Source organism: Nitrosococcus wardiae, from assembly GCF_004421105.1.
In the GTDB taxonomy this organism is placed as follows: domain Bacteria; phylum Pseudomonadota; class Gammaproteobacteria; order Nitrosococcales; family Nitrosococcaceae; genus Nitrosococcus; species Nitrosococcus wardiae.
Map to the genome: position 1 here is coordinate 1,075,009 of NZ_CP038033.1, position 21,835 is coordinate 1,096,843.

Annotated in this window: 29 protein-coding genes, 1 tRNA gene and 1 pseudogene; 27 read left to right on the plus strand and 4 right to left on the minus strand. The window is 54.7% G+C overall.

Features of this window, described 5'->3' with window-relative positions; translation table 11 throughout:
* Window positions 1-65 precede the first annotated feature (65 nt).
* The 3 genes from cueR to E3U44_RS05250 are packed head-to-tail and all read right to left on the minus strand — an operon-like array spanning window position 66 to window position 3,242.
* Window positions 66-512 carry a Cu(I)-responsive transcriptional regulator gene (gene cueR / locus E3U44_RS05240; RefSeq protein WP_134356990.1) on the minus strand — a complete coding sequence of 149 codons (447 nt, stop codon included), beginning with the start codon at window positions 510-512 and terminating at the stop codon, window positions 66-68.
* Window positions 513-530: 18 nt separating this feature from the next.
* Window positions 531-740, minus strand: coding sequence for a heavy-metal-associated domain-containing protein (locus tag E3U44_RS05245; protein WP_134356991.1), 210 nt, complete (start codon window positions 738-740; stop codon window positions 531-533).
* A gap of 42 nt (window positions 741-782) precedes the next feature.
* Window positions 783-3,242, minus strand: a complete 2,460-nt coding sequence (locus E3U44_RS05250; RefSeq protein WP_134356992.1) for a heavy metal translocating P-type ATPase — start codon at window positions 3,240-3,242, stop codon at window positions 783-785.
* Window positions 3,243-3,868: 626 nt separating this feature from the next.
* On the opposite strand from E3U44_RS05250, the gene glnE reads away from it, so the two are divergent.
* The 16 genes from glnE to E3U44_RS05330 all read left to right on the plus strand — a co-directional run bounded on the left by glnE (window position 3,869) and on the right by E3U44_RS05330 (window position 17,378).
* Entirely contained in the window at window positions 3,869-6,790 is a 2,922-nt protein-coding gene (gene glnE / locus E3U44_RS05255; protein ID WP_134356993.1) for a bifunctional [glutamate--ammonia ligase]-adenylyl-L-tyrosine phosphorylase/[glutamate--ammonia-ligase] adenylyltransferase, read from the plus strand.
* Between the two features lie 31 nt (window positions 6,791-6,821).
* Entirely contained in the window at window positions 6,822-7,751 is a 930-nt protein-coding gene (locus E3U44_RS05260; RefSeq protein WP_134356994.1) for a branched-chain amino acid transaminase, read from the plus strand.
* Between the two features lie 31 nt (window positions 7,752-7,782).
* On the plus strand, window positions 7,783-8,529 hold the full coding sequence (locus E3U44_RS05265; protein ID WP_134356995.1) for a YebC/PmpR family DNA-binding transcriptional regulator: 747 nt from the start codon (window positions 7,783-7,785) through the stop codon (window positions 8,527-8,529).
* Window positions 8,530-8,625: 96 nt separating this feature from the next.
* Complete coding sequence (gene ruvC, locus E3U44_RS05270) at window positions 8,626-9,150, plus strand: crossover junction endodeoxyribonuclease RuvC (RefSeq protein WP_134356996.1); 525 nt, start codon at window positions 8,626-8,628, stop codon at window positions 9,148-9,150.
* Window positions 9,147-9,746, plus strand: a complete 600-nt coding sequence (gene ruvA, locus E3U44_RS05275; RefSeq protein WP_134356997.1) for a Holliday junction branch migration protein RuvA — start codon at window positions 9,147-9,149, stop codon at window positions 9,744-9,746. The genes ruvC and ruvA overlap by 4 nt, the downstream gene beginning before the upstream one ends.
* A complete protein-coding gene (gene ruvB, locus E3U44_RS05280) occupies window positions 9,743-10,789 on the plus strand; it encodes a Holliday junction branch migration DNA helicase RuvB (RefSeq protein ID WP_134356998.1) in 1,047 nt (348 codons plus the stop codon). Before ruvA ends, ruvB begins: the two co-directional genes overlap by 4 nt.
* Entirely contained in the window at window positions 10,782-11,189 is a 408-nt protein-coding gene (gene ybgC / locus E3U44_RS05285) for a tol-pal system-associated acyl-CoA thioesterase (RefSeq protein ID WP_134356999.1), read from the plus strand. Before ruvB ends, ybgC begins: the two co-directional genes overlap by 8 nt.
* A complete protein-coding gene (gene tolQ / locus E3U44_RS05290) occupies window positions 11,179-11,856 on the plus strand; it encodes a protein TolQ (protein WP_134357000.1) in 678 nt (225 codons plus the stop codon). The genes ybgC and tolQ overlap by 11 nt, the downstream gene beginning before the upstream one ends.
* A gap of 9 nt (window positions 11,857-11,865) precedes the next feature.
* On the plus strand, window positions 11,866-12,312 hold the full coding sequence (gene tolR, locus E3U44_RS05295; protein ID WP_134357001.1) for a protein TolR: 447 nt from the start codon (window positions 11,866-11,868) through the stop codon (window positions 12,310-12,312).
* A 9-nt stretch (window positions 12,313-12,321) separates the two neighbouring features.
* Window positions 12,322-13,212: a cell envelope integrity protein TolA gene (tolA, locus tag E3U44_RS05300; RefSeq protein ID WP_134357002.1), complete on the plus strand. Its 891-nt coding sequence runs from the start codon at window positions 12,322-12,324 to the stop codon at window positions 13,210-13,212.
* A 6-nt stretch (window positions 13,213-13,218) separates the two neighbouring features.
* Window positions 13,219-14,505 (plus strand): Tol-Pal system beta propeller repeat protein TolB, encoded by a 1,287-nt coding sequence (tolB, locus tag E3U44_RS05305; RefSeq protein ID WP_420812605.1) that lies wholly within the window; start codon window positions 13,219-13,221, stop codon window positions 14,503-14,505.
* 34 nt (window positions 14,506-14,539) lie between these two features.
* A complete protein-coding gene (gene pal / locus E3U44_RS05310; RefSeq protein WP_134357004.1) occupies window positions 14,540-15,112 on the plus strand; it encodes a peptidoglycan-associated lipoprotein Pal in 573 nt (190 codons plus the stop codon).
* A 2-nt stretch (window positions 15,113-15,114) separates the two neighbouring features.
* Window positions 15,115-15,885 (plus strand): tol-pal system protein YbgF, encoded by a 771-nt coding sequence (gene ybgF / locus E3U44_RS05315; protein ID WP_206054897.1) that lies wholly within the window; start codon window positions 15,115-15,117, stop codon window positions 15,883-15,885.
* A gap of 45 nt (window positions 15,886-15,930) precedes the next feature.
* Complete coding sequence (queE, locus tag E3U44_RS05320; RefSeq protein WP_134357006.1) at window positions 15,931-16,572, plus strand: 7-carboxy-7-deazaguanine synthase QueE; 642 nt, start codon at window positions 15,931-15,933, stop codon at window positions 16,570-16,572.
* On the plus strand, window positions 16,569-17,243 hold the full coding sequence (gene queC, locus E3U44_RS05325) for a 7-cyano-7-deazaguanine synthase QueC (RefSeq protein ID WP_134357007.1): 675 nt from the start codon (window positions 16,569-16,571) through the stop codon (window positions 17,241-17,243). The genes queE and queC overlap by 4 nt, the downstream gene beginning before the upstream one ends.
* A 59-nt stretch (window positions 17,244-17,302) precedes the next feature.
* A tRNA-Lys gene (locus E3U44_RS05330) sits at window positions 17,303-17,378 on the plus strand.
* 14 nt (window positions 17,379-17,392) lie between these two features.
* On the opposite strand, the gene E3U44_RS19545 is transcribed toward E3U44_RS05330, so the two are convergent.
* Window positions 17,393-17,566, minus strand: coding sequence for a hypothetical protein (locus E3U44_RS19545; RefSeq protein WP_206054899.1), 174 nt, complete (start codon window positions 17,564-17,566; stop codon window positions 17,393-17,395).
* 193 nt (window positions 17,567-17,759) lie between these two features.
* On the opposite strand from E3U44_RS19545, the pseudogene E3U44_RS20300 reads away from it, so the two are divergent.
* The 11 genes and pseudogenes from E3U44_RS20300 to E3U44_RS05385 all read left to right on the plus strand — a co-directional run.
* A pseudogene (locus tag E3U44_RS20300) lies at window positions 17,760-18,359 on the plus strand (phage terminase large subunit family protein); the annotation flags it as partial.
* A gap of 110 nt (window positions 18,360-18,469) precedes the next feature.
* Window positions 18,470-18,937: a terminase gpA endonuclease subunit gene (locus E3U44_RS19860; protein WP_240761734.1), complete on the plus strand. Its 468-nt coding sequence runs from the start codon at window positions 18,470-18,472 to the stop codon at window positions 18,935-18,937.
* The gene (locus E3U44_RS20305; protein WP_276321980.1) at window positions 18,873-19,055 is read left to right on the plus strand and encodes a terminase gpA endonuclease subunit; all 183 of its coding nucleotides are present in this window, start codon (window positions 18,873-18,875) and stop codon (window positions 19,053-19,055) included. Before E3U44_RS19860 ends, E3U44_RS20305 begins: the two co-directional genes overlap by 65 nt.
* 161 nt (window positions 19,056-19,216) lie before the next feature.
* Window positions 19,217-19,399, plus strand: a complete 183-nt coding sequence (locus E3U44_RS05345) for a hypothetical protein (protein ID WP_134357008.1) — start codon at window positions 19,217-19,219, stop codon at window positions 19,397-19,399.
* A gap of 213 nt (window positions 19,400-19,612) precedes the next feature.
* Window positions 19,613-20,062 (plus strand): DUF29 domain-containing protein, encoded by a 450-nt coding sequence (locus E3U44_RS05350; RefSeq protein ID WP_134357009.1) that lies wholly within the window; start codon window positions 19,613-19,615, stop codon window positions 20,060-20,062.
* A gap of 43 nt (window positions 20,063-20,105) precedes the next feature.
* Window positions 20,106-20,369: a hypothetical protein gene (locus tag E3U44_RS05355; protein ID WP_134357010.1), complete on the plus strand. Its 264-nt coding sequence runs from the start codon at window positions 20,106-20,108 to the stop codon at window positions 20,367-20,369.
* Between the two features lie 109 nt (window positions 20,370-20,478).
* Window positions 20,479-20,652: a type II toxin-antitoxin system HicB family antitoxin gene (locus tag E3U44_RS05365; protein WP_134357011.1), complete on the plus strand. Its 174-nt coding sequence runs from the start codon at window positions 20,479-20,481 to the stop codon at window positions 20,650-20,652.
* Between the two features lie 187 nt (window positions 20,653-20,839).
* On the plus strand, window positions 20,840-20,953 hold the full coding sequence (relB, locus tag E3U44_RS20550) for a type II toxin-antitoxin system RelB family antitoxin (protein ID WP_420812606.1): 114 nt from the start codon (window positions 20,840-20,842) through the stop codon (window positions 20,951-20,953).
* Window positions 20,954-21,124: 171 nt separating this feature from the next.
* On the plus strand, window positions 21,125-21,310 hold the full coding sequence (locus E3U44_RS05375) for a type II toxin-antitoxin system RelE family toxin (RefSeq protein WP_338040781.1): 186 nt from the start codon (window positions 21,125-21,127) through the stop codon (window positions 21,308-21,310).
* A gap of 42 nt (window positions 21,311-21,352) precedes the next feature.
* The gene (locus E3U44_RS05380; protein WP_134357012.1) at window positions 21,353-21,559 is read left to right on the plus strand and encodes a type II toxin-antitoxin system HicB family antitoxin; all 207 of its coding nucleotides are present in this window, start codon (window positions 21,353-21,355) and stop codon (window positions 21,557-21,559) included.
* Window positions 21,556-21,768, plus strand: a complete 213-nt coding sequence (locus E3U44_RS05385; protein ID WP_134357013.1) for a type II toxin-antitoxin system HicA family toxin — start codon at window positions 21,556-21,558, stop codon at window positions 21,766-21,768. Before E3U44_RS05380 ends, E3U44_RS05385 begins: the two co-directional genes overlap by 4 nt.
* The last annotated feature ends 67 nt before the right edge of the window (window positions 21,769-21,835 follow it).

Consider the following 21,835-nt stretch of genomic DNA (forward strand, 5'->3'; position numbering starts at 1 on the left):
CCTTAAAGATCGGGGCTTTTTTTTATAGCATTAACCACCAGAGTCGCCCCTCGCTTATCTAGAATTTAGGTTACCTCGCTGGCCATGGGCTCTACTGCGGTGTTATCAAGAGGGGGAGGTGCCACAGATTGGGCAAGATCCTCTAGGATGGGGCAACTCGGCCGTTGGTCGCCATGGCAGCGTTCCATGAGTTGGACCAGGGTGGCGCGCATAGCGGTTAACTCGGCAATTTTGATATCAATATCCGCAACTCGTTGCTTGGCCAATCGTTTGACTTCGGCGCTGGCGCGGTTTTGGTCTTTATAGAGAGACAGCAGATTACGGCATTCCTCAATACTGAAGCCAAGACTGCGGGCGCGCTTGACAAACTGGAGGGTGCGGACAGTCTCCTGGTCATAGCAACGATAGCCATTGCTTGCCCGCTGAGAGGAGACTAGGCCAATGTCTTCATAATAGCGTATCGTCTTAGCCGGCACCCCGGATTGGCTGGAAGCCTTACTGATATTGATCATTGGAGCTACCCTCGTCATTCAAGGTGAGACCGGGCCTTCGTAATCAAACCCAGCGCCCTCCACGGCCTGAGCGACTAAAGCATCGTCCTCGACTCCCGTGACGGTAACCTGTTTATTTTCCAAATCCACTTTAACTGTTGCAGTAGGGGCTATCCCTTTGATTGCCTTTTCCACCGATTGGGCACAGCCCCCGCAGGTCATGCCTTCCACTTTATAAGTTTTTTCCATGGTTACTCTCCTTTCAGTCATCATTTGCTTTAGTAAAGTGGCTTATTTCAGTTGGGTTCCTGGACGCCAGCGTCGCAAAAGTAAGGAATTGGAAACCACACTTACTGAGGACATGGCCATCGCTGCTCCTGCCACCACCGGGTTCAACATTCCCGAGGCCGCTAGTGGAATGGCTACCACATTGTAAATGAAGGCCCAGAAAAGATTCTGGCGAATCTTGTGGTAGGTGGCCTGAGAAATAGACAAGGCTTCCGCCACTAAGGTGGGATCGCCGCGCATGAGGGTGATCCCCGCTGCTTCCATGGCCACATCGGTCCCCGTGCCCATGGCCATCCCCACGTCTGCTGCGGCCAAAGCGGGGGTATCATTGACACCATCGCCAACCATGGCCACGTGACGGCCTTCAGCGCGCAATGCCTGGATCTGCGCCGCCTTATCTTCAGGTAATACTTCGGCGATGACGTGGTCGATACCTACTTTATCAGCCACTGCTTTAGCGGCGCGGGGGTTATCCCCAGTCAGCATCACCGTAGTTAGGCCCTGGGCTCGTAATGCGGCTACCGCTTGGGGAGTGACACTTTTGATGGGATCGGTGACGGCTAACACACCGAGCAGCTGGGGCGCTGAGGTCACCTCTGCCACCCACATCAGGGTATGACCACTTTCCTCCAGTGTTTGGGCCTGGGTTAACAGAGAGGTGAGATCCACCTGATTTTCCCGCATTAATCGAAGGTTGCCCACGAGCAAGGTTTGTCCCTCCACTTGAGTGCTGAGACCCCGTCCGGGAAGACTGCGGAAATTTTGGGGCTGGCTCAAGGGGAGACCCTGAGCCTTAGTCAGTACCGCCTTGGCCAGGGGATGTTCACTGCCCTGTTGGGCGGAAGCCACCAACTGCAGTAATTGCTCACCATTGATTTTGAGCGGAAGTATCTCAGCGACTGCCGGTTGACCTTCCGTGAGTGTTCCTGTTTTGTCAAAGACTACCGTATCGCTGTCCTGAGCCCGTTCCAACGCCACCGCATCACGGATCAAAATGCCATGGCGAGCGGCAGCGCCAGTCCCCACCATCAGGGCAGTAGGAGTTGCTAGGCCCAGGGCACAAGGACAGGCAATGACCAGTACTGAGACGGTTGCCTTAAAGGCGGTATCGGCAGCGCCATCTAATAACCACCAGCCGGCAAAGGTCAGGAAGGCCAACGCCACCACGACCGGAACGAAAATATTCGCCACCTGGTCGACTAGTTTTTGAACCGGGGCTTTGCTGGCTTGGGCGTCTTCCACCAGGCGGATAATGCGCGCTAGGGTTGATTCAGCCCCTACGGTGGTGGCGCGGATACGCAATAACCCCTCCCCGTTCACTGAGCCGCCAGTGACAGTTTCCCCTTCTCCCCGGGTTACCGGCAGGCTCTCACCGGTGATAAGAGATTCATCCAGTTGGCTGCTACCTTCTAGAATAAAGCCGTCAACAGGCGTTCGCTCTCCTGGCCGTACCAGGACGATATCGCCTTCAGCTACCTGCTCGGCGGGAATTTCAACCACCTTCCCTTCCCGCTCTATTCGTGCGGTTGCTGGCCGGAGTGCCATCAGGGCGCGGATGGCTGAGGCTGCGCTCCGTTTCGCCCGCCCTTCCAACCATTTACCCAGCAGGACTAAGGTTACCACCATGGCCGAGGCCTCAAAGTACAGGTGACTGCCGGTGCCGGGCAGGAGGGTATTCCAGGTGCTTAACCCCCAAGCGGCGGAGGTTCCCAGGACGACCAGCACATCCATATTGCCGGCCCCACCCCGCAAGGATTTGTAAGCCCCCACATAAAAGCGGCTGCCGATCCAGAACTGGACTGGCGTGGCCAATAAGAATTGGATTTCGGCAGGTAAACTGACATGGATACCAAAGGGCATGAGCAGCATAGGCAGGGCTAAGGGCAAGGTAAGCAGGGCTGCCAGCAGCAACTGCCTCCCCTCATGCCGTTCCCGGGCGGTGGACTCAGCTTCTTCTTGGGCGCGCCGCTCTGCCAAGCTAGAGAGGGGTTCTGCGGTGAAGCCAGCCCGCTGGGCAGCGGCGATAACAGTCGCGGGACTGAGTACTCCTGCAGGGGCTGTAACCACCGCCCGCTCTGTGGCCAGATTAACGGTTGCCTTGTTGACTCCAGGGAGCCGCGAGAACACCTTTTCAAGCCGAGCTGAGCAGGCTGCACAGGTCATTCCTCCGATGCGAAATTCCATCCCTTCCGTGGGCACTGTAAAGCCCGCTTGAACAATGGCCTGGTAGAATTGCTCCGGGGACGCCTGTTGCGGATCAAAGGCAATGCTGGCTTGTTCCGAGGCCAGGTTTACTTGGGATTTTATCACCCCGGGGACTTTGTTGAGCACCCGCTCTAAGCGGGTTGAGCAGGTGGCGCAGGTCATGCCCTTGATGGGCAAAGCCAATGTTTGGGCCGTCCCGGTAAGGGAGTCCGTGGGGGAGGACTCGTTAACCGAATCTAAATTTGATATTTCTAGCATAGGCTTATACCAATTTTATAAGTTTTAGTATAAACAATCACTTACAGCCTTCATGAATTACGTTCTTTTACTCACTGGACTTATCTATGTTTGTCGTTTCCAGGTAGGCGGGAATTTAATCACTGCCGGAAGAAACTGGATATCTGCCTTTGCGAGGATGATGATGCCGTGCCTTTTGCGTAAATCCTGATTGAATGAGTATTACTATCTACCTTCCAGTCACTGGAAGGTCAAGGGGGAGAAATAGGACAGATATTTTCTTCCTCGTGGCAGCACTTCCTCATGCCGAGACGACGTTTCTACTTAGGGCTTTAGCCTGGATAATTCATGAGATCACCACAAAGGCACTAAGATCACGAAGAAATCAAAAAGTTAAATAGATTAAAATAATTTGCTTCGTTAGCAATGAGCCTATCCATCAATTTCTCCCCACTGACTGAGATTCCCTCACCTTCGTGTCCTTTGTGTCCTTTGTGTCCTTTGTGTCTTGGTGGTGAAAAATTCAGGTTAGGGTGCTGAAAGGAGGCATATTAGACTGGAATTAGGATATGAACCTTACCCCCTGGTATATTTTAACCTAGAAATGGCCGTTGACTGCTTAGAAGCAGAGGATTTGACAAGTAAGCATGGACTGGCAAGCCAATATCCATAAGTTACCCTCCCTTCTCCAAGGACGGGTTAAAAACAGTTTGGCTCGTTTTCAGGAAGCGCTCGGACAGAGGGGGCTGGAAGCGGTCCTCAAAGAGAAAACAATAGCAGCCCTTTGTCCAGTCTGGGCGGCCAGTGAATTTGTGGCAAATACTTGTATTTGTGAGCCTTCTTTGTTGCTGGAATTGCAAGAAAGTGGCGATCTTTTTCGTCCCTACGAACCTAACGACTACGCCAAGACTTTGGAACGGCAACTCGCTGATCTTGCTGACGAAGCAGCGCTGATGGTTGCTTTGCGACGTTTTCGCCGCCGCGAGATGGTTCGTATCATTTGGCGTGATTTGGCGGGTTGGGCTAGCTTTGAGGAAGTACTGGAGGAGCTCTCCCAGCTAGCTGAGGCGTGCCTTGACAGTGCTTTGACTTTTCTCCATCGCTGGCAAAACGATGAGCTAGGCATCCCCCTCGGCTCGGTTTCGGGTCAGCCCCAGTCCTTGGTGGTGCTGGGCATGGGGAAACTGGGAGCTTGGGAACTCAACCTATCTTCGGATATTGATCTTATTTTCGCTTATCCCGAATCGGGAGAGACCCGTGGCGCACGGCGGACCTTGAGCAACGAAGAATATTTCACCCGTCTGGCGCGGCGCTTAATCCGGGTCCTTGAAGAGCATACGGCGGAGGGATTTGTCTTTCGGGTTGACATGCGCCTACGGCCTGATGGGGATTCGGGACCACTGGTGGCGAACTTCGATGCCATGGAAAACTACTATCAGCATCAGGGTCGTGACTGGGAGCGGTATGCCATGATCAAGGCCCGCACGGTGGCCGGTGATCGCCGGGCCGGAGCCCGTTTGATGGCCATGCTGAGGCCTTTCACTTATCGCCGCTATTTGGATTTTGGTGCCATTGAATCTTTACGCAGCATGAAGGCGATGATTGCCCAGGAACTGCGGCGGCAGGGGATTAAAGCGAATATCAAACTGGGACCTGGGGGGATTCGCGAGATCGAATTTATTGGGCAATCCTTTCAGTTGATCCGAGGAGGGCGGGAACCGGTGCTTCAGGAGCGGGGCATCCTCCAGGTGCTGGCCTTATTGGCGGAAAAGGGCCACTTGCCCCTTTATGTCAAAGAAGAACTATGCGCCGCCTATAGGTTTCTGCGGCGGGTAGAGCACCGCCTGCAAGCTTATCGGGATGAACAAACCCATAATTTGCCAACCTCAGCGGAGGGGCGTGCCCGCTTGGCCTTTGCCATGGGCTATGGGGACTGGGAAACGTTTGCTAGTAAGCTCGACGAGCACCGGCGCCGGGTCCAAGGGCATTTTGAGCAGTTATTCGCCGCGCCCCATATGGACACGGCTGGCCAGATGACGCGGGAGAAAAGGCTTGCCGAGGTCTGGTCAGGGAGTGATCCGACAGAGCTCGTCTTAGGCGCTTTAAACGCTGCAGGTTATGATTCCCCGGAAGAGGTGGTACAGATCCTGGCCCATCTACGTCAGTCTTATACGGTGCGCACCCTCAGTGCTCAGGCCCGAGCTCGTTTGGATCAGTTGATGCCCTTGCTACTGGGAGCGGTTGGCCGTACCGAGCAACCAGAGCAGTGCCTGCAGCGGGTGGTGGCCTTGTTGGAGACCGTGGCGCAACGCACCGCTTACTTGGCCTTGTTGGCAGAATATCCCATGGCCTTATCCCAGCTTGTTAAGCTCTGTGCGGCCAGCCCTCTGATTGCACGTCAGCTTACCCGCTATCCCTTATTGCTGGATGAGTTGTTGGATCCCCGTTCCTTGTACCGAGTGCCGGACTATGATTCCTTGGTCAAGGAGATGGAGCGATTAGTGGGGGCTGTTCCCGAGGATGATTTGGAGCAACAGATGGAATTGCTGCGCCACTTTTGCCAGCGCCAGACATTGCGGGTAGCGGCTGCCGATGTGACCGGGGCCCTGCCCCTTATGAAAGTGGGTGATCGCTTAACTCATTTGGCGGAGGTGATCCTAAAAAAGGTCCTGGAGCTTAGCTGGCAGCACTTGACCCATCGCTATGGCCGACCTCACCGCAGTAGCGGAGACCAGCCAGGAGAATACGGCTTTGCTGTCATTGGCTACGGTAAGTTGGGAGGGTATGAGTTAGGCTATGGTTCCGATCTAGACTTGGTTTTCCTCCACGCTGCCCAATCTAGTGATCCCCCCACTGACGGTGAAAAAACCTTGGATCCTATTGTGTTTTATAGCCGTTTGGGTCAGCGCCTAATTCATATCTTGCAGACTCTGACTCCTTCCGGAAAGCTCTACGAAGTCGATACTCGCCTGCGCCCCAGCGGGGCCTCTGGGCTGCTGGTCAGTAGCCTGGAGGCCTATAGTGATTACCAGCGCACTCAAGCTTGGACTTGGGAACATCAAGCCCTGGTTCGGGCCCGCTTTGTGGCAGGTGATGAAAGGCTCGGCGCTGCTTTTGCCGCTATGCGGCGGGAAGTCTTGGGGCGTCAGCGGGATCTGGCAAGGTTACGGGAGGAAGTCCGTGGTATGCGCACCAAGATGCGGAATCAACTGGACCGGAGTCGGCCGGGCTGGTTTGACCTTAAGCAGGGCAGGGGTGGTATCGCCGATATAGAATTTATGGTCCAATATGGTGTACTTGCCTGGGCCCATGCTTACCCACAATTGCTAGAATACCCGGATAATATTCGGATTTTGGAAGGTTGTGCCCAGGCTGGGCTGATGGCGCCAGAAGAAAGTCTGCTGCTAGCAGATGCCTATCGCGCCTATCGGGCAGCGGCTAATCGACTCACCTTACAGGAGCAGAAGGCTCTGGTGGAGGAAGAGCAATTTCGCCAGGAGCGTACCGCCGTCCAGAGGTTGTGGTCTGTGTTGCTAGAGGATGAGGCTGCCCCAATGACTCCTAAATGAATAACGAAGTCAGTGAAGGAGACAAAATGAAATGAGCACTATGGATGACCGCGACGGTGTCATCTGGTTAGACGGCGAACTGGTGCCCTGGCGCGAAGCCCGGGTCCACGTATTAACCCACACCTTACACTATGGAATGGGCGTGTTTGAGGGGGTGCGTGCCTACAAAACTGCTCAAGGCACCGCTATCTTTCGGCTGCAGGAGCATACTGACCGTTTGTTCCGCTCCGCCCATATCCTCAATATGCTCATTCCCTATGACAGGGAAACCTTGAATCAAGTCCAGCGCCTGGTGGTGCGAGAGAACGGTTTAGACACCGCTTACCTCCGTCCCATGTGCTTTTATGGTTCCGAAGGTATGGGGTTGCGAGCTGACAATCTCCGGGTCCATGTGGTAGTCGCAGCCTGGCTCTGGGGAGCCTATCTTGGCGCTGAGAATATGGAAAGGGGAATCCGAGTGAAAACTTCCTCCTATACCCGGCACCATGTAAATATCACTATGTGCAAGGCCAAGGCCAACGGCAATTACATGAATTCCATGTTGGCTTTGCAAGAGGCCCTGGCTGCCGGCTGCGATGAGGCATTGTTGTTGGATTCGGAAGGGTATGTTACCGAAGGCAGTGGGGAAAATATCTTCATTGCCCGCAATGGGGTGCTCTATACCCCGGATCTCACTTCGGCCCTGGAGGGAATCACTCGGGACACCATTTATCAGTTGGCTCGGGAGATTGGGGTGCCTCTACGGGAGAAACGGATCACCCGGGATGAAGTCTATGTGGCGGACGAAGCTTTCTTTACCGGGACGGCGGCGGAGGTTACCCCTATCCGAGAGTTGGATGGCCGTAGGATTGGTAATGGGGCCCGAGGACCTATTACGGAGCGTCTCCAGACTCTGTATTTCGATCAGGTTCATGGTCGTCGAGAAACCCACCCAGAGTGGTTAACCCTGATATCCGATTGAGAGTGTTGATTGATTAAACGAAAGGAGATCTATGGCAGGACATAGTAAATGGGCCAATATTCAGTACCGCAAGGGTGCCCAAGATGCCAAGCGTGGCAAACTCTTTACCAAACTTATTCGCGAGATTACGGTGGCAGCCCGCCTGGAGGGAGGCGATCCGGCAGCAAGCCCCCGCTTGCGCGTTGCCATTGACAAAGCGCTGGCCGCCAATATGCCCAAAGATAATATTGAGCGGGCTATCAAGCGGGGCACCGGCGATATGGAAGGAGTGGCCTATGAAGAGATCCGTTATGAAGGATACGGCCCCCATGGAGTAGCGGTAATGGTAGACTGTATGACCGATAATCGGAACCGTACCGTGGCCGAGGTCCGTCATGTCTTTAGTAAATGGGGCGGAAATTTAGGCACAGATGGGTCGGTCGCCTATTTGTTTAGTAAAAAAGGCATTATTAGCTATCCTCAAGGGAGCGATGAAGAGGCCATTATGGAAGTGGCGATTGAAGCCGGCGTCGAAGATGTGGTGACTAACGAGGATGGTTCAATAGACGTGTTTACCGAGCCGGAGGAGTTTTCGGCTGTCAAGAAGGCCTTAGAGGAGGCTGATCTAAAGCCGGCCCAGGCGGACGTGACACAATATGCTTCCACCATCGTGTCCTTGGAATTAGAAGACGTCAAGAAAATGTTGACTTTTCTGGAGGCCTTGGAAGATCTAGATGATGTCCAGCAGGTCTACAGCAACGCTGACTTTTCCGAGGAGACTCTGGCCCAATTGGGGTAGGGCCTGGCCCTTGCAAAGGGGGGGCGATTAGGTGGGAAAGACGGATGTTACCGCCTGGCGAAATTTTTCTTTTTCAGAGAATGCTCTAGTCTGTTTATGGTGCGAATCCTTGGTATCGATCCTGGCTCTCGTATCACCGGCTATGGGTTGATTGAAACCAATGGCAAGGAGGCGGCCTATATCACCGCTGGCTGTATTCAGGCGGGGAATGGGGAACTGGCGGAACGACTGGGGCGGATATTTAGGGGAATTACCGCAGTCATCGAGGACTACCATCCTGATGAAGTGGCAGTGGAGCAAGTTTTTATGCATCAAAATCCAGGGTCTGCCCTCAAGTTGGGGCATGCTCGGGGTGCGGCTATCTGTGCGGCTGTGAATGTGGTGCTCCCGGTTTTTGAATATACGCCCTCCCAGGTGAAACAAGCGGTGGTGGGCCGGGGTGATGCCGCCAAGTCTCAAATTCAATATATGATACGGTTATTGCTTAAGCTGCCTTCTGAGCCGGCGACGGATGCCGCCGATGCTTTGGCCTGTGCCCTTTGTCATGGTCATGCAGGCCCCCTGTTGGCTGGATTGGCTGGGCAGGTAAGAGGTCGGCGGCGGGGGCGCTATTACCGATGATTGGACGCTTGCGGGGCGTTTTATTGGAAAAACGGGCCCCTTTTTTGCTATTAGACGTTCAGGGCGTGGGTTATGAGCTGGAAGCGCCTATGTCCACTTTTTATGTTCTTCCTGAAATGGGTGCTGAAGTGATTCTATACACTCATTTGGTGGTGCGGGATGATGCCCATTTGCTGTATGCTTTTGCCAGCGAAAAGGAGCGCGGGCTGTTCCGCAATCTTATTCGGGTCAATGGTGTGGGCGCTAAGTTGGGATTGGCCATTCTTTCTGGCATTGAGGTCGAATCCTTCTCCCGCTGCGTTCATGAAGGAGATACGGCGAGTCTGACACGGTTACCGGGCGTGGGTAAGAAAACGGCAGAACGCCTTATCGTGGAGATGCGGGATCGGCTCTTCGAGGGTCCCAGAGAGGGGCTGGTAGGGGGATACTCTCAGGTGGGCTCTGGCCAGGCGCCGGTATCCGATGCGGTCAGTGCCTTGACGGCCCTAGGTTATAAACCCCAAGAAGCCAGCCGAATAGTGCGCCAACTGAATACCGAAGGACTGGCAACCGAAGAGATCATCCGTCAGGCCCTACAGAGGATGCTGAAATCATGACTCTAAGCCGGGGCTTGGTTTCCCCCCAAGGGGCTAGCGATGAAGCAGTCATCGAACCTTCCCTGCGCCCTGCCAAGCTGACCGATTATGTGGGACAACCTCAAGTGCAGGAGCAGATGAAAATTTTTATTCCTGCTGCCCGGGCTCGGGGAGAGGCCCTTGACCATGTGCTCATTTTTGGGCCTCCAGGGCTGGGTAAGACCACCCTTTCCCACATCATTGCCAATGAATTGGGGGTCAATCTGCGCCAAACCTCTGGGCCGGTATTGGAGCGTCCTGGCGACTTGGCCGCCCTGCTGACCAATCTAGAGCCACGAGATGTGCTTTTTATCGATGAAATTCATCGCTTGAGCCCCGTGGTGGAAGAGGTGCTCTATCCGGCCATGGAAGATCGCCAGATCGATATCATGATAGGCGAAGGTCCGGCGGCACGTTCCATTAAATTGGATTTGGTGCCCTTTACTTTGGTGGGGGCCACCACCCGGGCTGGATTGCTGACCTCTCCTTTACGGGATCGCTTTGGTATCGTCCAGCGCCTGGAATTCTATGAGGTCGAACATTTGGTCTTGATTGTAGAACGTACGGCCCGTATTCTTGGCATGGTAATGGAAGCGGAAGGGGCGTTGGAGGTAGCCCGCCGCTCTCGGGGGACACCGCGGATTGCCAATCGCCTGCTGCGGCGGGTGCGGGATTACGCCGAGGTTAAGGGGGACGGCCGGGTCACCCATGAGGTGGCGAAAAAAGCCTTAGATTTGCTAGCTGTGGATAGTAATGGTTTTGATACCATGGACCGTAAGCTGCTGCTAGCGATGATCGAGAAATTTGATGGTGGGCCGGTGGGTGTCGATAGTTTGGCCGCTGCTATTAGTGAAGAGCGGGGCACTATCGAAGATGTGATAGAGCCATTTTTGATCCAACAAGGATTTATTGTGCGCACGCCGCGAGGCCGAATGGCGACCCGTCATACCTACCTTCATTTTGGTTTGAAGCCGACGGCAGAAGCGGTACAGCAAGAAACCCCAGATCTTTTTTTTAATGAATGAGTTTATATGGCCAGTGCGTGTCTACTATGAAGACACGGACAGCGGTGGTGTAATTTATCATGCCAATTATCTCAAGTTCATGGAACGGGCCCGCACCGAGTGGTTGCGTAGTCAGGGCTTTGAGCAGGATGCTTTGCTCAATGAGCAGGGATTGTTATTCGCGGTGCGTTCTTTGCGCTTAGATTACCTGCGGCCAGGGCGTTTTAATGATTGGCTAAAGGTGCATACTCATCTCCTGCAGTGTAGAAAAGCGAGTTTAATTTTTGCCCAGACGGTGCATCGGGGAGAGGAAACGGCGCTCTGTCAGGCTGAGGTCAAGGTGGTTTGCCTAGACGCCCAAACCTTTCGTCCCCATCCTATTCCTAAACTGATACTTGCGGAGATTACTGGTGACTGTTGATCTTTCTCTTTTTGAACTCGTCACAGGAGCCAGCTTTTTAGTGCAGCTAGTGATGCTGATACTGCTGGTGATTTCTGTGATTGCTTGGACCCTTATCTTCCGCAAACGCAGTGAGCTTAAACGGGCCAAGGCGGCGGCTGATGAGTTCGAAGATCGTTTTTGGTCGGGCAAAGAACTCAATGGCCTCTATGCTGAATTGGCAGCACGAGAAACCCCGCTTCGCGGCATGGAGGGTATCTTTCTTTCTGGTTTTAAGGAGTTCGTGCGCTTGCGTAAACAGACCAATGCGGAGCACCGGACTGTGTTGGATGGAACGCAGCGGGCCATGCGGGTCTCCCTGGCGCGGGAAATCGATGATTTGGAGACTGCTTTACCTTTTTTGGCCACTGCGGGTTCTACCAGCCCCTATATTGGCTTGTTTGGTACGGTGTGGGGAATCATGAACTCCTTCCGGGCTTTGGGGAATGCCCACCAAGCCACTTTAGCCATGGTAGCGCCAGGAATTGCCGAGGCCCTCATTGCTACGGCCATGGGGCTATTTGCCGCTATTCCAGCCGTTATCGCTTATAATCGTTATATCCATGAAGTGGAGCGCTTGATTAACCGCTATGATACCTTTTTGGAAGAATTTTCGACTATTCTTCAGCGCCAGCTTCACCTTTCTTAGGTCAGTTCAATGTATGCTTCTCAGCAACGCAAGCGGCGTCGGCCTCTATCAGAAATTAATGTGGTGCCCTATATTGATGTGATGTTGGTGTTATTGGTGATCTTTATGATTACGGCACCCATGTTGACCCAGGGAGTGAAGGTGGATCTGCCCCAGGCAGGCTCTAAACCGGTAGAGCTGCCCCAGGATCAGGACCCTTTACTAGTCAATGTGGATGCCCAAGGGCGCTACTATCTCAATATGGGCAAAGCGTCGCACCAACCGATAACGGCCGATGAGCTTTTAACCAAGGTGGCCACTATCCTGCGCCGTAAACCCCATACTCCGGTTCTCGTGGGGGGGGACCGGGATGTTCCTTATGGCACCGTGGTGCAAGTGATGGTCCTGTTGCAGCAGGCGGGTGCTCCCCATATCGGGTTGATCACAGAAACGCCGTCACGGCAGAAGCCTAGTTGATTTTTGCCCATGGGGAAGTCACGTCAGCCGTTGGCTGCCTTTTTACTGGCTCTTTTGGTCCATGGCCTCTTGTTTGGGGTGATCGTCCTTAGCTTTGGTTGGACCCCTAAACCCGAGCCGGTAGATACTCGTTCCATGGAGATTGTGCAGGCCACGGTTGTGGAGCGGGAGAAGCTTTTGGCGGAGCAACGGCAGGCAGAACAAGCTGCATTAGCCCGCCAGCAAGCCGAAGCGCAAAAGCGGGAAGCGGCCAAGCAACGGGCAATGGCGGAGCAGGCCAGGCAGGAGGCAAAAAAACAGCAGGAATTGGAACAAAAACGGCAGCAGGAGCAAGCGCGGCTCAAACGCTTGGAGGCGGAACGGAAAGCTAAGGAAGAAGAAGCTCGCCGGAAGGCAGAGGCGGAACGGAAGCGCGCTGAGGAGGAAAAACGCCGAGCTGAGGCTGAGAAACGGCGCTTGGAAGAAGAGCAGCGCCGGGCTGAGGCGGCTAAGCGAAAAGCGGAGGAAGAGCGTAAAAAGGCGGAAGCGGCGGCCCGTCGTAAGGCGGAGGAAAAACGCCGCCAGCAGGAACTTCAGGCCCGTATCGAGGCGGAGCAAAATGCGGCTCAAGTTGAAGTTGCCCTCAACCGCTTTGAGGCACAGATACAACAACGGGTGGGGCGCTATTGGACTCGTCCTCCTAGTAGCCGCGATAATCTAGAGGTTGTGCTGCAGGTGGAAATGTTATCCGATGGTGAGGTGCGCAATGTGAAAGTGGTTGAAAGCAGTGGCGATCGGGCCTTCGACCGCTCGGCGGAGGCTGCTGTTTATAAAGCTGCGCCTTTGCCGGTACCACCTGATCGGGCAGCAGCGGCAAAGTTGTTGCCTAGCTTTAACTTTAAATTTACTTCCGGTAGCTAAATGGGCATGAAAGTTTGGTCTAAGATCTTGTGGCTGTGGATACTGCTGGTGCCGACACAAAATATTTCGGCGGTACTCACTATTGAAATCACCGGCGGTACGGAGGCAGCCTTACCTATTGCGATTGTTCCCTTTGGGAGTCAGGGCGGTATCCCGCCTGAAGATGTGGCTGCTGTTGTCGCCGCTGATTTGGCCCGCAGCGGGCGTTTTGCCCCATTGCCAGAAAAGGACCTGCTTTCCCGCCCCCACCGTGCCTCTGAAGTCAAATTCCCTGATTGGCGGCGGCTAGGATCGGAAGGGTTGGTGATCGGTGAGGTCACTCATTTGGGGGCAGATCGTTATGAAGTGCGCTTTCAACTTTTTGATATTTATAAGGCAGAGCAATTAGTGGGACGCCGCTATCAGGTTCCGGCGACGGGATTACGCCATTTAGCCCACCAGATTGCGGATTTGATCTATGAGACCCTGACGGGTGAAAAAGGAGCCTTTACCACCCGCATTGCCTTTGTCACGGTTTCCAAGGCGGTCGATGGCGCTAAAGAATATTCTCTCCAAGTGGCCGATGTGGATGGCCATAATCCCCACACCATCTTGCAATCGAAGGAACCCATTATGTCACCCGTATGGTCTCCCGATGGGGCTAAGCTCGCCTATGTGTCCTTCGAGCGAAAGCGTTCTGAGGTCATTGTTCAGGAATTACGCACCGGCCAGCGGCAGTCAGTTGCCTCATTCCCTGGGATCAACAGTGCCCCCGATTGGTCCCCGGATGGGCGCAAGCTTGCGTTGGTACTGTCCAAGGAGGGTAATCCGGAGATCTATATTTTGGATCTGGCGACCGGCAGGCTGACCCGCCTGACCCACAACGCTAGTATTGATACCGAGCCCACCTGGGCCCCCGATGGGCGGAGTATTGTCTTCACCTCGGATCGAGGAGGGCGACCACAACTCTATCAGGTTTCTGCTTCGGGTGGGCAGGCGCAGCGCTTGACTTTTGACGGGACTTATAATGCCTCCGCCTCTTTTGCGCCGGATGGCCGGCGGTTAGCGCTCGTTCATGGAGATAAGGGACAGTTCCATATTGCCGTATTGGATTTAACGAGTAAAGATTTGCAAGTCTTGACCCAGACTCAGATGGATGAATCTCCAAGCTTTGCCCCTAATGGCCGCATGATCCTTTACGCCACTTCAGGCTCCCAGGGAGGGGCATTGGCCGCCGTGTCTACTGATGGACGGGTTCGTCACCGTTTGGCTCAGAAAGGCGATGAAGTCCGGGAGCCAGCCTGGTCACCTTGAACTAAAAAAATAAAATTTTTAAGGAGTTCTAGCGATGCGTCTAGTCATTCCCTTTTTCCTGCTAGCATCGGTTTATGGGCTAGTAGGATGTGCTGGAGGTCCTGCAACCCAGGGCGAGCCCAGCGACGTGGTAGTGGAGGAACGAGGTATAGGTGTTGACGAGAGCGCCTATCCTGAAGGTGAAGCCTTGGAAGATGAAGGGGCAACCGCCTGGGGCATAGGCGAGGGAGCTGCCTATCAAGGTGATCCCTTGGCCGATCCTGCAAGCCCTTTGGCCAACCGGGTAATTTATTTTGAATTTGATAGCAGTGAGATCCAAGAAGATGACCGGCCTATTGTGGAGGCCCATGGCGATTATCTGGCAAAACATCCCGATGTGAGGTTGACTTTGGAAGGCCATACCGACGAGCGGGGTTCCCGGGAGTACAATTTAGCGTTGGGTGAGCGGCGGGCCAATGCAGTGCGTCGTCTGGTCCTATTGATGGGGGCATCGGAAGACCAAGTCCAAGTGGTCAGCTATGGTGAAGAGCGGCCGGCGGTGGACGGTCATGATGAAGGGGCTTGGCAACTCAATCGTCGGGTCGAAATCATTTATTCAGGAGAGTGATGATGGCGTCGTGCCGGAGCCACTGGCTATTGGCAGGGAGTCTGCTGCTCCAGGTATCGGCTGTGTCTGGGGCTGAAGTGGAAGTGGCCGAGGTGGTTGATATGGCCGAGTTGGAGCAACGCCTCCAGCGCCTAGAACGGATCGTCCAAGGGCAGGGATTGTCTGAGTTGTTGTTGCAGCTAGAACAGCTAGAGGGTGAGGTACGGCGACTTCAGGGGAAAAATGAAGAACTCGGGTATGAGATTGATAATCTCAAGGAACAGCAGCGGGAATTGTATTTGGATTTGGACCGGCGATTACAAAAGCTAAGCACCTCCAAGGAGAGCTTATCCCCCGTTTCCTCTGGAGAAATGACAGAGGCTGGTGCGGTGGAGCCAGTCCCTGATTCTGGAGAGCAGGCCTATCAGGCTGCCTTGAAATTGCTCAAGGAAGGGCGCTATGAAGAGGCGATTGCGGCATTTCGCCAGTTTCCCCAGCAGTATCCAGAAAGTCGTTATCGGCCTAATGCCCAGTACTGGCTGGGAGAGGCCTATTATATGCTGCAGGATTTTAGCGCTGCTGCTGAGGCCCTTCAGGCCCTGGTGGAACAATACCCGGAAAGCGCTAAAGTTCCTGATGCAATGCTCAAACAAGGGCTGGCTTATTACGAATTAGAGCAGTGGGAGCAAGCGAAAGCGCAGCTTCAGGAAGTGATGGCCCGCTATCCTGCTTCGACCGTTAGCCGCTTGGCCGAAGAGCGCCTTGAAAAAATGAAGCGCGAGGGTCATCGTTAATTCTATTGCCATGGTGGAGTTACCGCCTCCCCTGATGCGGTTGCTATGAAGCGTCTACGTATCACTGAAATTTTTCACTCCCTCCAGGGGGAATCCCGCAGCGTGGGTTGGCCGACGGTATTCGTGCGTTTAACCGGCTGCCCCCTCCGCTGCCATTACTGCGATACTGAATATGCCTTTCAGGGCGGGACTTGGATGGATTTAGATGAGATTCTCGCCACTGTCGCCGAATTCAGCGCTCGCCATGTGACAGTGACCGGTGGTGAACCTTTGGCTCAACCGGCCTGCCTGGAACTTTTAACCCGACTCTGTGATACCGGGTATGAGGTCTCTTTAGAGACCAGCGGGGCGTTGGATATCTCCGCCGTTGATCCGCGGGTAGTCAAGGTTATGGATCTAAAGACCCCGGGATCAGGGGAAGAAGCACGGAACTCCGCTACTAATCTTGATTATCTTTCACCCCAGGACCAGGTAAAGTTGGTGCTCTGTGACCGCCATGATTACGAGTGGGCTAAGGCGACCCTTGAGCGTCATCGCCTGGCTGAACGTTGCGAGGTACTATTTTCCCCCAGTTATGAACAGCTGAGCCCCACCGATCTGGCTGAGTGGATACTGGAAGACCGCTTGCCAGTGAGGATGCAAATTCAGTTACATAAATATCTCTGGGGAGAGGAACCTGGACGATGAGCTCCCCTAAAGCGGTGGTTCTAGTCTCTGGAGGTCTGGATTCAGCTACGGTACTGGCTATCGCCCAGGAGCAGAAGTTTGCTTGTTATGCGATGAGCTTTGATTATGGCCAGCGGCACCGGGCCGAACTTCAGGCGGCCGCCGAAATTTCCCGCTTGTTAGGGGCCGTTGAGCACAAACTTGTCACCATTGATCTGGGGGGTATGGGAGGCTCTGCGCTGACGGATCCTAGTATTGCCGTGCCGGAGGCGTCCACAGAGACCATTCCGGTCACCTACGTGCCGGCGCGGAATACGGTATTTTTGGCCTTCGCCCTAGGCTGGGCTGAGGTACTAGGAGCCCAGGATATTTTTATTGGCATTAATGCGGTGGACTACTCCGGTTATCCTGATTGCCGCCCGGCATTTGTTGAAGCTTTTGAGCACCTGGCTAACCTTGCCACCCGCGCAGGCCTGGAAGGGCAGCAGTTTCGTATTCAAGCGCCCCTAATTCATCTTTCCAAGGCTGAGATTATCCGGGAAGGCATTCGCCTAGGTATTGATTATTCCCCCACGGTTTCCTGCTATCAGGCAGATGAAACCGGGCGTGCTTGTGGGGTTTGTGATTCTTGCCGGTTCCGCAAACAGGGTTTTCAGGAAGCCGGCGTGCCTGATCCTACCCGTTATTATTAAAAATGATGGTTTGAGATTCTCGGCAACTCAGGTAAAATTACACGCTTATCCTATCCCGGGGGCCGTTAGCTCAGTTGGTAGAGCACCGGACTTTTAATCCGTGTGTCGAAGGTTCGAATCCTTCACGGCCCACCATTTAAAACAAATAGTTAGGCACTTTTGCTTCCCTTCTCAATCTCTCCTTGTGCCAGATTTGTGCCCTCCGGGTCCATAAGGCGCGGTTGAGAAAGCTTCTCGGCGTACTCTGCAAAATGATGCGCGCCAAGATGACCATAGCGGCGAACCATCTCTGCACTTTCCCAGCCTCCGAGTTCCTGGAGCACATGATACCAATTTCATGTAACTTTGCATTGTATAATGATGAGTATAAACAACCACTTATGATCTTAATAAATTGCATCCTTTTGCTAAATTGGTATTAGTCCTCAGCATAAGACCTCCTAGAGCACCCAAGAAAATGGCCTGCAGCCTATCATCATAGTTCATGCCACATCATTCGCTGGTGGCCAACTCTACCTGGAACACGCCGGCAGCCCCGCCCGGCTCAAGTCCACCTGCGTCAAGCTGCTCATCGTCGACGAGCTGGACGAATTCGCCGCCCTCCTTGAGGGGCGGGTCTCCGCCTTCATCTCCGTTGCCAAAAAGCTCTACATCGGCACGCCCACGATCCTGGGGCTCTTCCGAATTGACGAAAAATACCAAGACAGCGACCAGCGCCGTCCCTACGTGCCGTGCCCCCACTGCGGCCACCAGCAGCCCCTGGAGTGGAAGGGCCTGCAATGGCTCACCGACGAGAGCAAGAAAAAGATCATTAGCGTCGCCTACGTCTGCCGGGACTGCGGCGCCCTCATCGACGAAAGCCACAAGCCCCAAATGCTCGCCCACGCCCGTTGGGTCCCGGAAAATCCCGGCCACTGGCGGCGGGGCTATACGGTTAATTGCCTCTACTATCCCGTGGGCCTCGGCCCCACCTGGAAACAATTAGCCCAAAACGGGCTGGAAGTCCAGGACGATCCCGCCCGGCTTAAAACCTTCGACCGCCTGGCCGAAACCTTGGAAGATCCCATTATCCGCCTGCTCCGTCACAACGCCATCGCCGAACGGGCTCAACCCTACCCCCTGCGCACGGCCCCCGAAGGCGTCCTGGCGGTCACCGCCGGGGTGGACACCCAAGAAATCGTCTGGAAGCGGTCATCATCGGCTGGGGCCGCAAGCTGCGCTTCTGAGTGCTGGACTACGCCGCCTTCTACGGCGATCCGGCAGAAGAAGAGGTCTGGACCGCCCTCACCGATCTCCTCAACCGACCTATCGAACACGACAACGGCGCGCTTCTTCAGGTGCTCGCCACCGCCACCGACCTGGGCGGCCACCGCACCGAAGCGATCAAGTCCTCCGTCCGGGACCGGCGCATCGCCCGCCCCATGGCCATCAAAGGGGCTAGTGCCAACATCGCCCCGGTTCTGGGCAAGCCCACCATGGCCGATGTGGACTGGCGGGGCCGCTATGACAAGCGGGGGGTGATGCTCTACCAGGTGGGCACCGTCGCCGCCAAGCACTGGTTCTATGCCCGCCTGTCCCGGGGCACCGAGAAAGAACCAGAGCAACGGCCTTTGCCACCTCTCCAGCCAACTGCCGCCGGAATTCTTCCCGGGCCTGATCTCAGAGACCTACAATCCGGCCAAAAACCGCTTTGAGCTCAAGCGCAATGTACGTAACGAACCCCTGGATACCTGGGTCTACAGCTTCGCCGCCGCCCATCATCCGGAACTGCGCCTCCACCGGACCACCCACGCCGATTGGGACCGCTACTAGCGGCTCATTCAGGGCTAGCAGCGCCAAAACACCCTCGAGGGCAGGAACCCCACGCCAGCCAAGCCAGCCCATCGACCCAGAAGACCCGCGCCCCGTCCGGTGACTTCTCCCCTAGGGACCTCCGATTGGAACAGCAAACTCTAACTAAAACAGGAACGCCCATGAGAACCGACAACACCCAAGACGCCGCCGCCGTGGAGCTGCGAAACATCCTCACCGCCGCCATCGGCCAGGCCTTCGACTTGAACGAGAACGTCGCCCTGCCCCTGGCCGAGCGGATCGCCGAGAATTTGTTCACCCTGGCGGGGGGCAGCGAGCTGTATGTGCCCAAACTGGACCGGTAACGGCGCAATGCCGCCATTCGGGATGCCTTCAATGGCCGGAATAGGGAAGAGCTATGCGGCTGTTATGGGATATCGAAAAGGCAGTTTTATCGGATTTTGGGGTAGATCGGGGTATGGCCGCAAATCCAACTGGAGGGGCTCCACGCCCACCGGGAGGGATTGCCTTATACTATTGGGGTAAGAAGTAATACCTTGAGATTAAGGAGAGCAGACATGGCACACCAAGAGCTTTCCCCTGAACAGGACTTCCATGCTTGGGCATTGAACGCTGCCCAACGGGCTAGAGCGGGTCTATTAACCCCGCAGGAGCTGGAGCAAGTGGCTGAGGAACTGGAGGATAGGGCAAAAAGTGAAAGGAGGGAGCTTAAAAATAGATTAGCGGTATTGCTGGCGCATTTGCTCAAATGGCAATATCAACCCGATGCGCGTAGCTATAGCTGGGAAGGGACTATCAACGGGCAACGAAGCGACCTTGACGACTTGCTGGAGGATAACCCTAGCCTTAGGCCTGAGCTTCCGGCCTACCTAGAGAAGGCTTACCAAAGAGGTATCCAGAAAGCCGTGGAAGAGACCAACATGAATAAAAGAGCCTTTCCCTCTACATTCTCAGAAACCGGCTGGACCTTGGAGCAAGTGTTAGCTGAGGACTGTTTTCCAGACTGAAGGCAAGTAATTGATTTTTTTTGTATAATTCGGTAGGTGTGTGATGACGGTTATTGTCCAAGAGGTGTACACGGCTTTCAAGGAAGCGGGGGTCAGCGAGGAAAGCGCCCGAAGCGCGGCGGAAGCGCTTACCGGCTATGGCGACAGGTTCCATGATTTGGAGCGGGAGATGGATCGCCGCTTCAATGACACCGACAAGCAAATCATGGAGGTCAAGGGCACTCAGCGGCTGCTCCAGTGGATGCTCGGCTTTAACCTGGCGTTATCGGTTGCCGTGCTGTTTTTGCTGCTCATGACGGGAATTTAATTCTTGGGAAAATATGGCAAGCTTCGACAGAAACTTCTGAGTGGTCATTCGAATGCGGGTATTAACTTCTTCTCAGAATGATGCCAGCTCCTCAGGCGTCTCGGATTCGATGAAAAAAATAAGGGCGATCATCATATCTTCACCAGTGGAAGTGCCAGAGCTGCCCGGTTGTCGGGCCGATGGCTCCACTTATCAAGAAGCCGTTGCCAATGCTGAAACGGTCATCCAGGAGTGGATCGAAACGGCTCAAGCGTTAGGCCGCGCTATTCCTGAGCCGAAATGAAAGCTGATGTATATTAATTCGGCGCTTCGTTGACAACCCTCCCCACTTTCCGCTAGCTCTGAACGACGGAGCTTGAAACTTCTTATCAGGCAGGCGAGTATCCGGTAGAGCGGACAAACTCCCAAGTGGAAAAATCCAATGGTAGACCCCTTGATGCTGCGTATAGCAATCGACTGTTTGGAGGTCCATGTTGACTATCCGACTCCCCAAGGAGATAGAGGAACGCTTGGAGGCGCTGGCCGCTGCTACCGGACGCACCAAAACCTTTTACGCCCGCCAAGCCATTCCTGGAGTACATTGACGATCTGGAAGACGTGTACTTGGCCGAGCGTGAGCTAGAAGAAGTTCGTGCGGATCGCAGCATCCCCGTGCTTCTGGAAGACGTCATGAAGCAATATGGCCTGGCGGATTGAGTTGTCGGGACTAGCGCAAAAAAACCTGCACGGACTGGATAAACAGATAGCGGAACGAATTGAATGATCGGACCGCCAAGCTGGACGGCCCACGTAGTGTCGGCGATCCCCTCAAGGGCGCGAAGCTGGGCGAGTTCTGGAAATACCGTGTCGGTGATTATTGCATTATCGCCGACATTCAGGATAGCGAATTGCTGATTCTGGTGGTGCGGATTGGCAACCGCCGGGAGGTTTACAAGCGGTGAGTTGGCGGTCACCTGCTTTTTGTTTTTACTGCGGAGGCATCTATGAAGTTCACCATCGAGACGGAGCAAGAAGAGGATGGCCGGTGGATAGCCGAAGTCATCGAACTTCCTGGAGTGATGATGTATGGCGAGACTCGTGATACGGCTATCCTCCAAGTGGAAGCGCTGGCGCTCCGAGTGCTCGCCGATCAGATCGAGGCGGGCGAGCATCCGGTGGAGCCGATCCAGATCACGTTTGCCGCTGTATGAGTCAGTGGCCGAGTACACGAGCACGACGCGTCCTGGCTGCCCTGGAGCGCATAGGTTGGGTGGTCAAACGCTTTTCGGGCTCACACCGAACGCTATCCCGGGAAGGATATCCCGATTTCGTCTTCGCCTTTCACGACCGAGAGGAAATTGGCCCCCGAATGTTGGCTCGAATAGCAAAAAAGACGGGGCTAAGACCGGAGGATCTTTGAAGGAGCGCAACCCTCTGCTTGACAACTCCCTTCCTTTCCGACTTCTACTTGCAACCAGGTTGGGGTA